At 73.1% G+C, this 14,142-nt stretch carries 13 protein-coding genes; 7 read left to right on the top strand and 6 right to left on the bottom strand.

Annotation, left to right across the window (positions count from 1 at the left end; all coding sequences use genetic code 11):
* Positions 1–10 precede the first annotated feature (10 nt).
* Both ACZ6B8_RS04525 and leuE read left to right on the top strand, forming a co-directional pair.
* Positions 11–1,591, top strand: a complete 1,581-nt coding sequence (locus ACZ6B8_RS04525; RefSeq protein ID WP_471606252.1) for an acyl-CoA mutase large subunit family protein — start codon at positions 11–13, stop codon at positions 1,589–1,591.
* 147 nt (positions 1,592–1,738) lie between these two features.
* Positions 1,739–2,392 (top strand): leucine efflux protein LeuE, encoded by a 654-nt coding sequence (leuE, locus tag ACZ6B8_RS04520; protein ID WP_471606251.1) that lies wholly within the window; start codon positions 1,739–1,741, stop codon positions 2,390–2,392.
* Between the two features lie 24 nt (positions 2,393–2,416).
* Here leuE and ACZ6B8_RS04515 read toward each other — a convergent pair whose 3' ends face one another.
* Together ACZ6B8_RS04515 and ACZ6B8_RS04510 are read right to left on the bottom strand one after the other, a co-directional pair.
* On the bottom strand, positions 2,417–2,893 hold the full coding sequence (locus ACZ6B8_RS04515) for a MarR family winged helix-turn-helix transcriptional regulator (RefSeq protein WP_471084909.1): 477 nt from the start codon (positions 2,891–2,893) through the stop codon (positions 2,417–2,419).
* Between the two features lie 18 nt (positions 2,894–2,911).
* The gene (locus ACZ6B8_RS04510) at positions 2,912–4,393 is read right to left on the bottom strand and encodes an FAD-dependent monooxygenase (protein ID WP_471606250.1); all 1,482 of its coding nucleotides are present in this window, start codon (positions 4,391–4,393) and stop codon (positions 2,912–2,914) included.
* Positions 4,394–4,431: 38 nt separating this feature from the next.
* Between ACZ6B8_RS04510 and ACZ6B8_RS04505 the strand changes: the two genes are divergently transcribed.
* Complete coding sequence (locus ACZ6B8_RS04505; RefSeq protein WP_471606249.1) at positions 4,432–5,073, top strand: TetR/AcrR family transcriptional regulator C-terminal domain-containing protein; 642 nt, start codon at positions 4,432–4,434, stop codon at positions 5,071–5,073.
* Positions 5,074–5,085: 12 nt separating this feature from the next.
* Here ACZ6B8_RS04505 and ACZ6B8_RS04500 read toward each other — a convergent pair whose 3' ends face one another.
* Genes ACZ6B8_RS04500 through ACZ6B8_RS04490 form a run of 3 tightly spaced genes read right to left on the bottom strand, consistent with a single transcriptional unit; the run spans position 5,086 to position 8,599 of the window.
* Positions 5,086–6,258 carry an acyltransferase family protein gene (locus tag ACZ6B8_RS04500; RefSeq protein ID WP_471606248.1) on the bottom strand — a complete coding sequence of 391 codons (1,173 nt, stop codon included), beginning with the start codon at positions 6,256–6,258 and terminating at the stop codon, positions 5,086–5,088.
* A complete protein-coding gene (locus ACZ6B8_RS04495; protein WP_471606247.1) occupies positions 6,255–7,625 on the bottom strand; it encodes a polysialyltransferase family glycosyltransferase in 1,371 nt (456 codons plus the stop codon). The genes ACZ6B8_RS04500 and ACZ6B8_RS04495 overlap by 4 nt, the downstream gene beginning before the upstream one ends.
* Positions 7,622–8,599 (bottom strand): glycosyltransferase family 2 protein, encoded by a 978-nt coding sequence (locus ACZ6B8_RS04490; protein ID WP_471084924.1) that lies wholly within the window; start codon positions 8,597–8,599, stop codon positions 7,622–7,624. The genes ACZ6B8_RS04495 and ACZ6B8_RS04490 overlap by 4 nt, the downstream gene beginning before the upstream one ends.
* Positions 8,600–8,797: 198 nt before the next feature.
* Between ACZ6B8_RS04490 and ACZ6B8_RS04485 the strand changes: the two genes are divergently transcribed.
* Genes ACZ6B8_RS04485 through ACZ6B8_RS04470 form a run of 4 tightly spaced genes read left to right on the top strand, consistent with a single transcriptional unit; the run spans position 8,798 to position 13,595 of the window.
* Positions 8,798–10,147 (top strand): DUF6716 putative glycosyltransferase, encoded by a 1,350-nt coding sequence (locus ACZ6B8_RS04485; RefSeq protein WP_471084927.1) that lies wholly within the window; start codon positions 8,798–8,800, stop codon positions 10,145–10,147.
* Positions 10,148–10,173: 26 nt separating this feature from the next.
* Complete coding sequence (locus tag ACZ6B8_RS04480) at positions 10,174–11,487, top strand: cytidylyltransferase domain-containing protein (RefSeq protein ID WP_471606246.1); 1,314 nt, start codon at positions 10,174–10,176, stop codon at positions 11,485–11,487.
* Between the two features lie 13 nt (positions 11,488–11,500).
* Positions 11,501–12,451: an N-acetylneuraminate synthase family protein gene (locus ACZ6B8_RS04475; protein WP_471084933.1), complete on the top strand. Its 951-nt coding sequence runs from the start codon at positions 11,501–11,503 to the stop codon at positions 12,449–12,451.
* A gap of 37 nt (positions 12,452–12,488) precedes the next feature.
* On the top strand, positions 12,489–13,595 hold the full coding sequence (locus tag ACZ6B8_RS04470) for a hypothetical protein (RefSeq protein ID WP_471084936.1): 1,107 nt from the start codon (positions 12,489–12,491) through the stop codon (positions 13,593–13,595).
* A 9-nt stretch (positions 13,596–13,604) separates the two neighbouring features.
* Here the strand turns inward: ACZ6B8_RS04470 and ACZ6B8_RS04465 are convergent, their stop codons facing one another.
* On the bottom strand, positions 13,605–14,069 hold the full coding sequence (locus ACZ6B8_RS04465; RefSeq protein ID WP_471606245.1) for a protein-tyrosine phosphatase family protein: 465 nt from the start codon (positions 14,067–14,069) through the stop codon (positions 13,605–13,607).
* Between the last annotated feature and the right edge of the window lie 73 nt (positions 14,070–14,142).

Raw genomic sequence — 14,142 nt, 5'->3', positions numbered from 1 at the left:
AGCTGGAGGCATGACACACGAGTCAGAGTCCGGACTGCCCATCGAGCCCGTCTACGGCCCCGAGGACCTGGCGGGCTGGGACCCGGCGGAGAAGCTCGGCGCGCCCGGCGCGTACCCGTACACGCGCGGCGTCTACCCGACGATGTACACCGGCCGCCCCTGGACGATGCGCCAGTACGCCGGGTTCGGCACCGCCGCCGAGTCCAACGCCCGCTACCGGCAGCTGATCGAGCACGGCACCACCGGCCTGTCCGTCGCCTTCGACCTGCCGACCCAGATGGGCCACGACTCCGACGCGCCGATCGCGGCCGGCGAGGTCGGCAAGGTGGGCGTCGCGGTCGACTCCATCGAGGACATGCGCGTCCTGTTCGACGGGATCCCGCTGGACAAGGTCTCCACGTCGATGACGATCAACGCGCCCGCCGCGCTGCTGCTCCTGCTCCACCAACTCGTCGCCGAGGAACAGGGCGTCGCCGCCGCGGAGCTGACCGGCACGATCCAGAACGACGTCCTGAAGGAGTACATCGCGCGCGGCACCTACATCTTCCCGCCCCAGCCGTCGCTGCGGCTCGTCGCGGACACCTTCCGGTACTGCCGGGCCGAGCTGCCCCGCTGGAACACCATCTCCATCTCCGGCTACCACATGGCCGAGGCGGGCGCCTCACCCGCGCAGGAGATCGCCTTCACGCTGGCCGACGGCATCGCGTACGTGCGGACGGCGGTCGCGGCGGGCATGGCCGTGGACGACTTCGCGCCGCGGCTCTCCTTCTTCTTCGTGGCGCGCACGACGATCCTGGAGGAGGTCGCCAAGTTCCGTGCGGCGCGGCGCATCTGGGCCCGTGTCATGCGGGAGGAGTTCGGCGCCCGCGACCCCAAGTCCCTGATGCTGCGCTTCCACACCCAGACGGCGGGCGTCCAGCTCACCGCGCAGCAGCCGGAGGTGAACCTGGTCCGGGTCGCCGTCCAGGGCCTCGGCGCGGTCCTCGGCGGCACCCAGTCGCTGCACACCAACTCCTTCGACGAGGCCATCGCGCTGCCCACCGACAGGTCGGCCCGGCTCGCCCTGCGCACCCAGCAGGTCCTCGCGTACGAGACGGACGTGACGGCGACGGTGGACCCCTTCGCCGGGTCGTACGTGATGGAGAGCATGACGGACGACGTGGAGCGGGCGGCGCTGGACCTGATGCGCCGCGTGGAGGATCTCGGCGGCGCGGTGCACGCCATCGAGCAGGGCTTCCAGAAGGGCGAGATCGAGCGGAACGCCTACCGCATCGCGCAGGAGACGGACAGCGGCGAGCGCGTGGTGGTCGGCGTCAACCGCTTCCGCCTCGACGAGGAGGAGCCGTACGAGCCGCTGCGCGTCGACCCGGCGATCGAGGCCCAGCAGGCGTCCCGCCTCACCCGCCTGCGCGCGGACCGCGACACCCCGAAGGTGACCGCCGCCCTGACCGCGCTCCGGGAAGCGGCGAAGGGCGACGCCAACGTCCTCTACCCGATGAAGGACGCGCTCCGGGCCCACGCCACGGTGGGCGAGGTGTGCGACGCGCTGCGGGAGGTGTGGGGGGCGTACGTGCCGACGGACACGTTCTGAGCAGAGTCCGCGCCGGCCTCGAACGGGTGATCCGGAGCGGAACGCCCGCGAGGGTGGTTACGCTCATGAAGAGTGCCGCGGGGGCCCGGCTGTCCGTAGTCCGGACGCCGTTCGAGGCATTCCGTACGCGCGTGCGAGACTCCGGCCATGCTGGGTGTCACCGATCTTCCGACCTACCTCGCGGGCCTCGCCCTGATCATTCTGCTGCCGGGCCCGAATTCGCTGTACGTGCTCTCCGTCGCCGCGCGGCGCGGCATACGTACCGGCTACACCGCGGCCGCGGGCGTCTGGTGCGGGGACACCGTCCTGATGACGCTCTCCGCGGCCGGGGTGGCCTCGCTGTTGCAGGCCAACGCGGTGCTCTTCGGGATCGTGAAGTACGCGGGCGCCGGCTATCTGGCCTGGCTCGCGCTCGGCATGCTGCGGGCCGCCGTCGCGCTGTGGCGGACGCGGCACGAGAAGAGCGTGGACGCGGGCGGCGAGAGCGGGAGCGAGGGCGCCGAGCGGCCCTTCCGCCGGGCCCTCGTGATCAGTCTGCTCAACCCGAAGGCGATCCTCTTCTTCATCGCCTTCTTCGTGCAGTTCGTCGACCCCGGTTACGCCTACCCGGCGCTCTCCTTCGTCGTCCTCGGCGCCTTCGCGCAGCTCGCGAGCTTCCTCTACCTCACCGCCCTGATCTTCAGCGGCACCCGGCTCGCCGACGCCTTCCGCCGCCGCAGGCGCCTCTCGGCGGGCGCCTCGTCGGCGGCGGGCGCGCTCTTCCTCGGGTTCGCGGTGAAGCTGTCGCTCAGCAGCGTCTGACCTCTCGGCCCGGGGGCCGGGGCGTCAGTGGTGCCAGGCCGAGCCGCCCACGTTGTGGATCATCCGCTGCAGGACCTTCAGCGTGCGGACGTAGTCCTCGTCCGTGATGCCCTCGTGGATCTGGGCGCGCAGCTCCTGCTGGCGTACGGCCACCCGGTCCCTGAGCGTGCGGCCCTCGTCGGTGAGGGCGACCGTGCCGGTCGGCTCCTCGGTGAGCAGACCGCGCTCGCGCAGGGCGCGGATGTCGTGGCGCAGGGCGCCCTCGCCGACCTCCAGGTAACCCTTCAGGACCGCCACGACCTCGTCCCCCGGGCGGCCGTCGGGGTGTCCGAGGAGCTGGTTGAGGATCCACCACTGCGGCTGGGTGAGGCCCAGGCCGGCCAGGGTGGTGCGGATGTGGTGGACCACGGCCGCGCCCGCCGCCGAACTCCAGTAACCGACGGGCTGGCCCGCGAGTTCCTCGTCGCTGTGTGAGTACGTGAACGTCGTCGATGTCGTCATGGACGGGAACGTAGGACCTCAAGTCGCCTTGAGGTCAAGGGCGCTCGCGCCGGCCCCGCACCGGGCCAGGTACTCCACGAGCCCGTCCCGCGCGTCCGTACCCGCCCACCCCACGTACCCGTCGGGACGGACCAGGAAGAGCCCCTTCCCGTACGGCTCGTACGCGGGGACGTGGTGCACCCGCACCGAATCCCCGCCCCACGTCGCCGACTCACCCCGCGCCGCCGGCCCCGCGTCCGTGCCCACCGCGAGCAGCGTCCAGTGCGGGCCGCGGAACGCGTCGAACAGCGTGCCCGCCCCGTACGGCCCGTCCGGCGCGCGGTCGCCCGCCCGCAGCTCGTCCTCCGCCAGGGCCGCGCGGGTCTCCGCCGCCAGCGACGACGTGCGGTAGCCGATGCCGAGCTGCCGGGTGGCCGCCCCGCGCCGCGCCTCGCCGCGGTGGATGCAGGTGGACAGACCGAGCATCTGCGCGGCGTTGGGCAGCCGCTCCTCCTCGTAGGTGTCGAGCAGGGCGTCGGGCGCCCCGCCGCCCAGCACCGCGGCCAGCTTCCAGCCCAGGTTGTAGGCGTCCTGGACGCTGGTGTTGAGGCCCTGGCCACCGGCGGGCGAGTGCACGTGCGCCGCGTCGCCGGCCAGGAAGACGCGGCCCGCCCGGAACCGGTCCGCCAGCGCCGCGCGCGGCCGGAAGTCGGAGGCCCAGCGCAGCTCGGTGACGTCGTCGGCGCTCAGGTGCGTGCGGGCCGCGACGAGGTCCCGTACGCCCCGGAGGGTCAGGTCGGGCGTGGTGCCGGCCGGGAACTGGGCGGTCAGCTGGAAGTCCGCGGTCCCGGCCAGCGGGCAGATCGCTGTGTACAGGCCGCCCTCCTCGGCGGCCGGGAACATGTGCCAGTGGTCGCGGTCCAGCGCGGGGATGCGGACGTCCGCCACCAGGACCGGGTTCGGGTCGACGGTCTCGCCCGTCATGGCGATGCCCAGGGCGCGCCGCAGGGTGGACCGTCCGCCGTCCGCCGCCACCGCGTACGCCGCGCACACCGTCCCGCCCGTCGAGAGCCGCGCGGTGACCTCGGCCGCGTCCTGCGTCAGCTCCGTCACCGCCGCACCGAACACCACGTCGCCGCCCAGCTCCCGCAGCCGCGCGAGGAGGATCTCCTGGGTGCGCCACTGGGGGAGCATCCACGGCGCGGTGTACGGCGCGGTCGGGGTCGGCTCCGGCGGGTCGAACATCCGGTGCTCGCCCTGCCGCTCGCCGTCCCGCCACACCATCCCGACCGGGATCGGGCCGCCCGACGCGAGGACCGCGCCGATCACGCCGAGGTCGTCGAAGACCTCCATGGTCCGGGGCTGGAGCCCCTTGCCGCGCGAGCCGGGGAAGAGGACCGGGGCCCGCTCGACGACGAGCGGCCGCACACCGCGGCGCGCCAGGTCGCAGGCGAGGGCGAGCCCGGTGGGGCCCGCGCCCACGATGAGCACACCGGTTTCCTTAACGTCGTTAAGTTCCATGGCCCGGAGCATGCGCTTAACGGTGTTAAGTTGTCAAGGTGGCTACGACGAAGCTGGACCGCACCCGGGTGGCGCGCACCGCGCTGGACCTGCTGAACGAGACCGGGCTCGAAGGGCTCACCCTGCGCGCCATCGCCCGGCGCCTGGACGTCAAGGCACCCGCGCTGTACTGGCACTTCAAGGACAAGCAGGCGCTGCTCGACGAGATGGCCACCGAGATGATGCGGCGGATGGCCGACGAGTTCCTGAGCGCGCCGGACCCGGACTGGCGGACCGCCGTCACCACCGCGATGTGCGGCCTGCGCCGCCACCTGCTGCGCTACCGCGACGGCGCCAAGGTCTTCAGCGGCACGCGCTACACGGACCTGTCGTACGCGGCCCCCATGGAGGCGATGCTGCGCACGCTGAACGCGGCGGGGTTCGCGCCGGAGACGGCCGCGCGGGCCTGGTTCACCGCGTACAGCTACACCATCGGTTACGTCATCGAGGAGCAGTCGACGCTGCCCGACCCGGCGCGCGGCGAGGGGGACGACGAACTGGCCGCGCGCGCCGCGCGGCTGGCCGCGTATCCGCTGATCGCGGCGGCCGGCGACGAGATGTTCCGCGCCCACGACCGCGGCTTCGAGACGGGTCTCGCCGCGGTCGTGGCGGGGATCGGGGCGACGCTCCTCACGGGGTGAGGCCCGCGCGGATCAGAGGGTGAGTCCCTTGCGGATCAAGGGAGTCAGGCGCTGCTCCACACAGCGGTGCAGAAGCCAGGCGAGGACCAGCATCGCGGCGATCGTCAGCCCGAACGTGGCGTACGACGGCAGGCCCAGACGCCGGTGCAGCGCCTCGACCGTCACCCAGCCCAGGTGCTCGTGCACCAGGTAGAAGGGGTACGTCAGCGCGCCCGCCACGGTCAACCAGCGCCAGTTCGCCCGGTGCAGGTGGCCGAGGGCGATGACGAGCACCGCGGCGAAGCCGGCCGTCACCACGGCGATGATCACGTAGGCGGACCGGTAGGAGAAGAAGTCCGGGTTCGGCGCGTGCCACAGCTGGTCGACCGCGTAGTGCTGGCCGATCAGCCAGCTCACCCCGGTGACGCCCCATGCCGTGAGGTCGCGGCGGTCCCGGTGAATGAGATAGATGCCGATGCCGCCGACGAAGAAGGGCGCGTACTCCGGCATCAGGACCAGGTCGAGCAGCGGCTCGCCCGCGCCCTCGGCGACGGCCGCGGAGAGCGTCCACACGGCGCAGAACAGCAGGACCCGCGCGCGGGTCGCGCCCGGCAGCACCACGCACAGCGCGAACAGCGCGTAGAAGCGCAGCTCGGCCCAGAGCGTCCAGCACACGCCGAGGACCCGGTCCGCGCCGAGCGGTTGCTGGAGCATGGTGAGGTTCACCAGCGCGTCGCTCGGCGCGACCGCCTCGTACGCGACGACGGGCAGCGCGAAGACCGCCGTCACCAGCAGGATCGCCGCCCAGTACGCGGGCAGCAGCCGGGACGCGCGGGAGGCGAAGAACGAGCGCAGCGGCCTGCCCCAGCCGCTCATGCAGATGACGAAGCCGCTGATCACGAAGAAGATCTGCACACCCAGACAGCCGTAGGCGAACCACTCGCTCGCCGTCGGGAACTGGACCCGCGGCGAGCTGCCCCAGGCCCGCGTTATCTCACCGTCGCGGCCGCCGTAGTGGTAGGCGGCGACCATCAGGGCGGCGACCAGACGCAGGCCGTCCAGGGCGCGCAGCCGCGGTCCGGCACGGCCGGGCCGCGCGCCGGGTATGGCGGGGGGAGCGGGATCCGCGGCAGGTTCGGCGGAGGCGGCCGAGGGAGCCGCGGAGGCCCCGGCTGCCGCGGGGGGCGCGGTGGCGGGCGTGGTCATCCGAGGGCGGTCCGCTTGAGGGAGCGCTGGACCGAGCGCGCGCGGCGGGCCACGCGGCGGACGGCCGCGTTGCGCGGGATGAACGCGAGCTGCGCGGGGACGGCGCCGGGCAGCGCGAGCGCGGTCAGACGGCGCCGCTTGAAGTAGCGCCAGGTCGCGGGGGTGAGGTGCCGCGCGAGATAGCGCTCGGCGTCGGGGCGCAGCTGGGGATGGATCTGCGGCTGCATCGCGAAGCCGACGGCCTTGAGGAGCTGGGTCAACTCGCCGGTGCCCAGGGCGCTTTCCTGTGCCGCGACGGCCGCCCGGTCGGTGAGCTCGGGCAGCAGCGCGTCGACGATGGTGACCGGGACGCGGTTGCTGTTCTGGTACGGCGCGAGGCGCTCCAGGAGGAGGTCCGTGCCGGTGCGGGCGGCGGGCAGCCCGTACAGCGCGGATGCCGTGAGCAGCGCCGTGGAGAAGCAGCCGACGACGAGCGCGGGCCGCATCCGCTGGTAGAGCACCTCGGCGAGCACCGGCGTGTCGAGCACCGTCAGCTCGACGCCGATCGCCTCGGCCTCCTTCTCCAGCGCCCGCGACCAGCGGGCGGGCGCCGTCGGGTGCGGCTTGAACACGACGTGGGTGTGGCCGAGTCCGGCGGCGCCGCGCACCATGCGGATGTGCAGCTGCTCCTCTTCCTCCGCGGTCAGGATGGAGAGCGCGGAGAGGTACTGCCCGAGGACGAGCGCGGGCCCCTCGATGTCCGGCAGGGCGCCCGACGGCGCGCTGTCGTCGTCGGCGAGCTCGGCGAGGACCCGGACGAACGCGTCGGTCGGCACGACCTCCGGCCGCACCCCGAACTCGGTGAGGAGCAGCGGGGTGAGCCCCGGCACCAGGTCCAGGTGGAGCAGGCGCCGCACCCGGGTGCCGACCAGCGGGTCGATCTTGTTGCGGGTGGGGCCGTAGCTCATCAGGCCGTCGGCGTAGACGTCCACCGGGACCCCGGTGAAGATCTGTGCGAGCGCGAGCGCGGGGTTGACCTGGAGGGACTCGACGGCCAGTTCGACGTCGTCGTCGCCGAGGCCCCAGAGCAGCCGGACGTACCGCTCCCACAGCACGACGTCGTCGCCGCGCGGCGCCCAGCCGCCGGGGTGGAAGGGCGCGATGGTCTCGTTCCAGGACCGCACGTCGTCGAACCGGCCGCGCAGCCGCGCGAACCCCGGCATCCCGTCCAGCGGCGGCGTCGTCTCTGGCGTCGCCGCGTTGTTGCTGACCAGCAGGATGCGCCGGTCGGCGGGGCCGAAGCGGCCGGCGTCCAGGGCGGCGGCGAGGGTCGCGGCCCCGTACAGCGTGGACGCGAAGAAGATCTGCGTCGTGCGGCGGGCGCTCACGCGGCCACCTCCGCCGTCACCGGGCGCCGCCGCAGCCTGCGCAGCCGGGTCGCCCGCTGGACGTCCATGGAGTCGAGCGCGTCGTCCAGCACGCCCTGCGGCATCCGCTTCAGCGCGGCCGCACTCATTGACTTCAATTTCCGCGCCACGGATGGCTCGAACCTTTCGATGGATCCCAAATGGTGGGAGATGATCGCGCAATACGTACGGACGGCCTTGGGCAGGAGTTCGGCCGCGTCCCGGTCCGCCGCGGTCTCCCGTACCACCTGGTCGAATGCCTTGATGAAATCGAGCTGGCGGACGTCGCCGATCTGCGTCAGCGACGAGGCGACCCCACGCCGGTAGAACACCCCGAGCAGGCTCACCGCCGCGAAGGATTCCGCCTCGCGGTGCAGCCGCCAGATCCACGGCCGGTCCTCCGCGGTGCGCAGCCCGTCGGTGAAGTGCAGCAGCCCCCGGTCGGCGAGCCGGCGGTGGTAGACGCCCGCCCAGGCGTACGCGTAGTCGACGGAGGTCGAGCGGTCGGCGGGCAGGATCACCTCGCGCGGGTCCATCACGACGCCCCGCCTGCCGTGCGGCACCCGGTGCACGGTGCGGGCCCGCGCGGTGCACTGCACATGGTCGGTGCGCACGAAGTCACATCCCAACTCCTCGATGGCGTCGACGAGTTGGGAGTAGTAGCCGGGGGCGAGCCAGTCGTCGCCGTCCAGGAAGGTGAGGTACTCGCCGCGCGCCGCGTCGAGGCCCGTGTTGCGGGCGGTCGCGAGGCCGCCGTTCGTCTCATGTCTGAGGTGGACGACGCCGGGAAGCTCGCGCGCGGCACGCTCCAGGATGTCCGGGGTCTCGTCGCGCGAGCAGTCGTCGACGAAGATGAATTCGAAGTCCTCACGCGCGTTCGCACGCAGACTCCGCAAGGTGTCGGGGGCGTATTGCTGCACGTTGTAGAACGGCACGATGACGGAGAGCTTAACCACGTGGGTGACGTTAAGTGTCGGCACGTCATTCGGGTCGACCCGCGGTGGGATGACAGGTGAACGACGTATGGCGGAATGGTTAACCGGGCCGCCGGAAACACCGTCCCCGGGCCGATTCGCCATTCGTCGGCGTGCTGTTAACCGTTTGTTGCACCTGAGTTGGGCCGCGAATCGAATTGCCTTCCTAGCGTCTGGGACGTGCCAGCAAGCAACCAGAACCCGCTGCGGGTCGCCGTCCTCGCCGACTCCGATACGCGATGGAAGTGGGGCGCCCTCACGGCGAACCGCATCGTATCGGGAGCCGGCGCCGAGGGGCTCCGGCTCGACGGGTACCTGCTCCGCGGCCGGGCCACTCCCACCCCCCGGCAGCTCGACGAGGTGGGCGTGCGCGCGGACTCCCTGCGCGAGGTCACCGCCGTGGAGTTCCTGCGCGAGACGGAGCGGGACGCGCCCGACGTGATCGTGCTCGCCCTGGTGGGCGGCGCGGTCCAGGCGGTGCTGCACGGACTCGCCCGCGTCACCCGCGACGCCCGCCTCAGCGGCGCCCCCGCGCGCCGCCCCGTGGTCGTCACCGGCTACGTCGGCGTCGTCTACGAGAAGCTCGCCGACGGCCTCCTCCTGCGGCACGGAGCGGACGTCGTCCTCGCCAACTCCCGTCAGGACGCCGAACGCTTCCGCGCGGTGTACGAGGGGGTGGGCGCCGACGCCTCGGCGGTCACGGAGGCCGCGCTGCCCTTCCTCGGCGGCGCCCCGTACGGGAAGCAGAACGACCCGTACACCGTCGTCTTCGCCGCCCAGCCCTCCGTCCCCGAGACCGCCGCGCACCGCGCCTACCTGCTGCGCAGGCTCGCCGAGCACGCCCGCCGCCACCCCGGCCGCGAGGTCCTGCTCAAACTGCGCAGCAAGCCCGGCGAGCACACCACCCACATCGAGGAACTGCCCTACCAGAAGCTGGCGCAGCGCCTCGACGGCGGACTGCCCGCCAACTGCCGCCTCGTCTACGGGCACATGGGCGAGGTCCTGGACCGCACCGACCTGCTGGTCACCGTCTCCTCCACGGCCGCCCTCGAATCCCTGCACCGCCGCATCCCCACCGCCGTCCTCACCGACCTCGGGGTGCGCGAGGCACTCGGCAACCACCACTTCACCGGCTCCGGGTGCCTCGCCTCCTGGGACCAGCTGGACGCCGGCCACCTGCCCGTGCCCGACGAGCGCTGGCTGGCCCGGCAGGGTGTCGCCGCCGACGGGGCGTACGAGAACGCCTTCGACGCGGCACGCGAGCGCGTCACCGAACTGCTCGCCGAGGCGGCCGCTGGCGGCCTCGCCCCCCTCGCGCCCTACTACGGCCTCACCACGGCCCGCGGCTATCTGCCCGGCATCCTCGCCCGCCACCACCTCGGCCCGGACGGCGAACCGCTGCCGGGCGCCCCCGCGGCCGACCGCGACCCCGGACCCGTACGGCAGATCGTGCGCCGCGCGGCCCGCGGGGCCTACCGCCACGGAGTGCAGCGCGTGGCCCCCGTCATCCGGCGGATGGGCGAGCTGTGAGCACCCACCCCCTCCAAGGAGCCCCCATGTCCCACCCCGGCCCAGCCGGTACGCCCCGCCGCGTGCTCGCCGTCATCCCCGCCCGCGGCGGCTCCAAGGGCGTGCCCGCCAAGAACCTCGCCCCGGTCGGCGGCGTCCCGCTGGTGGCCCGCGCCATCCGCGCCTGCACCGCCTCCCGGCTCGTCACCGACGTCGTCGTCTCCACCGACGACCACGTGATCGCCGAGACGGCCCGTGCCGCGGGCGCCGAGGTGGTGCTGCGCCCCGCCGCCATCGCCGGCGACACCGCGACCAGCGAGGCCGCCGTCCTGCACGCCATGGACGCCCACGAGGCGCTGCACGGCGCGAGCGTGGACGTCGTCCTGCTCGTGCAGTGCACCAGCCCCTTCCTCACCCCCGACGACGTCGACGGGGTGGCCGCCGCGGTCGCCGAGCACGGCGCGGACACGGCCGTCACGGTGGCCCCCTTCCACGGCTTCATCTGGCGCGACGCGGCCGACGACGCCACGGACGCCGGCACCGAGCTCCCCGCCCAGCGCACCGACGCCCGCGGCGGCACCGCGACCCTCGCCAACTCGGCCCGCACCCGCGGCGGTTACGGCGTCAACCACGACAAGTCGTTCCGCCCGCGCCGCCAGGACCGCCCCCAGGACCTCCTGGAGACCGGCGCCGCCTACGCGATGGACGCGGCCGGCTTCCGCACCGAGAAGCACCGCTTCTTCGGCCGCACCGAGCCCGTCCGCACCGACCCGGCCCGGGTCCTGGAGGTCGACGACCCGCACGACCTCGCCCGGGCCCGCTCGCTCGCCCCCCTCTTCGACGCGGCCCGTCCCGGGGACGAGGCCGCCCTCCCGACCGCCGCCGACATCGACGCGGTCGTCCTCGACTTCGACGGCACCCAGACCGACGACAGGGTGCTGATCGACTCCGAGGGACGGGAGTTCGTCTCCGTGCACCGCGGCGACGGACTCGGCATCGCGGCCCTCCGCAGGAGCGGCCTGGACATGCTGATCCTGTCCACGGAGCAGAACCCGGTCGTCGCCGCGCGCGCCAGGAAGCTCAAGCTCCCGGTCCTGCACGGCATCGACCGGAAAGACCTCGCACTGAAGCAGTGGTGCGAGGAGCAGGGCATCGCTCCCGAGCGCGTGCTCTACGTCGGCAACGACGTCAATGACCTCCCGTGCTTCGCCCTCGTGGGCTGGCCCGTGGCGGTCGCGAGCGCCCACGACGTCGTACGCGGCGCCGCACGCGCGGTCACCACCGCCCCCGGTGGTGAGGGCGCGATCCGAGAGATCGCCACCTGGATCCTCGGCCCCTCTCTCGACTCCCTCCACAGTTAAGGAATTTCCTGCCATGAGCTCCATCACCTCCATCGGCGCCGACTCCCGCCTCCGCCGCTTCGGCTCGAAGACGGCCGGTCCCGGTCAGCCCGTGTACATCACCGGCGAGATCGGCATCAACCACAACGGCGACCTGGAGAACGCGTTCGCGCTCATCGACGTGGCCGCCGACGCCGGCTGCGACGCGGTGAAGTTCCAGAAGCGCACCCCGGAGATCTGCACCCCGCGCGACCAGTGGGACATCGAGCGGGACACCCCCTGGGGCCGCATGACGTACATCGACTACCGCCACCGCGTGGAGTTCGGCGAGTCCGAGTACCAGGCCATCAGCGAGCACTGCGCCAAGCGCGGCATCGACTGGTTCGCCTCCCCGTGGGACACCGAGGCCGTCGCCTTCCTGGAGAAGTTCGACCTGCCCGCCCACAAGGTCGCCTCCGCCTCGCTCACCGACGACGAGCTGCTCCGCGCCCTGCGCGCCACGGGCCGCACGATCATCCTCTCGACGGGCATGTCCACCCCTCGCCAGATCCGCCACGCGGTCGAGGTCCTCGGCTCGGACAACATCCTGATGTGCCACGCCACGTCGACGTACCCGGCGCAGGCGGAGGAGCTCAACCTCCGTGTCATCAACACCCTGCAGGCCGAGTACCCGAACGTCCCGATCGGCTACTCCGGCCACGAGACCGGCCTGCAGACCACCCTCGCCGCGGTCGCCCTCGGCGCCGCCTTCGTCGAGCGCCACATCACCCTCGACCGCGCGATGTGGGGCTCCGACCAGGCCGCCTCCGTCGAGCCGCAGGGCCTCACCCGCCTCGTCCGCGACATCCGCACCATCGAGGCGTCCCTCGGTGACGGCGTCAAGAAGGTCTACGAGTCGGAGCTCGGCCCGATGAAGAAGCTGCGCCGCGTCGCGGGCGTCGTCGCCGAGTCGGAGTCCGCCGCCGCCGAGCCGGTAGCCGTCTGAGCGCGCGGCCGATTCAACGGGAGACGGACCTACGACGATGAGCCCCCGAGTCGGCCCGGCGGTCGACCCCACAGCGCCGGCCGCGGCGCCCGCCACGCTCGCCTTCGTGGAGAGCCCGGTCCAGCTGCTGAACGTCCTGGAATGGGCGCACAGGGCGGGCGCCACCGGCCCGGCCGGGGGCCTCACCGTCGTCGTCCTCTCCCCGAACGACCCCATGACGCGCGGCCAGTTGCGCCGGATGGCGCAGCTCGCCCGCGACGAGGGCGTCGAGGTCCGCTGGGAGGAGGCGCGTGGCGGTGCCACCGCCCCCTTCCACACGATCGGCGGGCTCACGGGCCCGCTGCGCCGGGCCGACCGGATCGTCATAGGCGACCCGTTCTCCCGTTACGTACAGCTCCTGCTGACCATCACCCGGGCCCGCTCCCTGGTCGTCGTCGACGACGGCACGGCCACCATGGAGTTCATCTCCCAGCTGGCCCGCGGCGAGCGTCTGCAGCGCTGGCACCGCAAGGGCGGCCGCCCCGGCCTCCGGGACCTGGTCTTCGCGCCGGTCTCGGCCTCGGCCCGGCGCCGCCTCACGCCCGGCGGGGCCCGCCGGGTGGAGGTCTTCTCCTCGATGCCGATCGACAGCGCGCCGGACGGTGTGGAGGTCACGGTCAACGCCTTCGCCTGGACCAGGGAGCGCTTCGGGCCGCCGCGGGTGAGCCGGGGCGCCGACCTGGTGGGCACGTCACTCGTCGAGACGGGCGTGGTCGACCTCGACCGGTACGTGGAGGCGGTCCGGGCGCTGGCTCGCACCCACGGCGCCACCCGCTACTTCGCCCACCGCCGCGAGAGCTCCGAGAAACTCCACCGGCTCGCGGTCGAGACCGGCCTCCAAGTGGTCCGCCCGGACCTCCCCCTCGAACTCATCGCCCGCCGCGGCCCCATCGGCCGTACGATCCTCAGCTTCCCCTCGACCGTCGTGCACACGCTGCCGCTCGCGCTGGCCGGTACGGAGGTGAAGGTGGCGGTCTGCGACATCGACCCGGCGTGGCTGACGGAGACGGCGTCGCCGCGCGCGCAGGGCTTCCTGTCCGGCGTCACCGGGACGGCGCGCGACGTGCACCGCCTGACGTCGGTACGGCACGCGGCGCCGGCGTAACCGCGGGTCCTACGCGGTGAACCGTGCCACGTACCGCCGCTGCCACGGGGTCTCCACGGCGTGCCGGTCGTAGTGGGCGCGTACGTAGGCGACCGCATCGTCGGCGGGCACCCCGTCGAGTACGGCGACACAGGCGAGCGCGGTCCCGGTCCGCCCGCGCCCACCGCCACAGGCGACCTCGACGCGCTCGCCGACGGCCCGCTCCCACACCTCGCGCAGCTCCGCGCGCGCCTGCTCCCGGTCGCCGGGCAGCCGGAAGTCGGGCCATCGCAGCCAGTGCGAATCCCACGGGACGTCGGGAGGCCGCTTCCCCAGCAGGTAGACCCCGAAGTGCGGCAGGTCCCCCTCGGGCAGCCCGCGCCGAAGCCCCCGCCCGCGTACGAGCCGCCCGGAGGGCAGGGGGAGTACGCCGGGGGTTGCTGGCTGCCAAGTCCCTGCGGTGCCGGGGTCGTTCGTGGGCGGCGGGGTCTTCATGGGGGCGAGGATAGTGCGGGGCTGGTTGCCGGGAGGGCCGGCGCCCTGGGCCGGCGGGCTAGGGGGCGGGGGG

It is taken from the genome of Streptomyces sp. NPDC041122, assembly GCF_055592445.1.
This window is presented reverse-complemented; position numbering and strand designations above follow the sequence as displayed.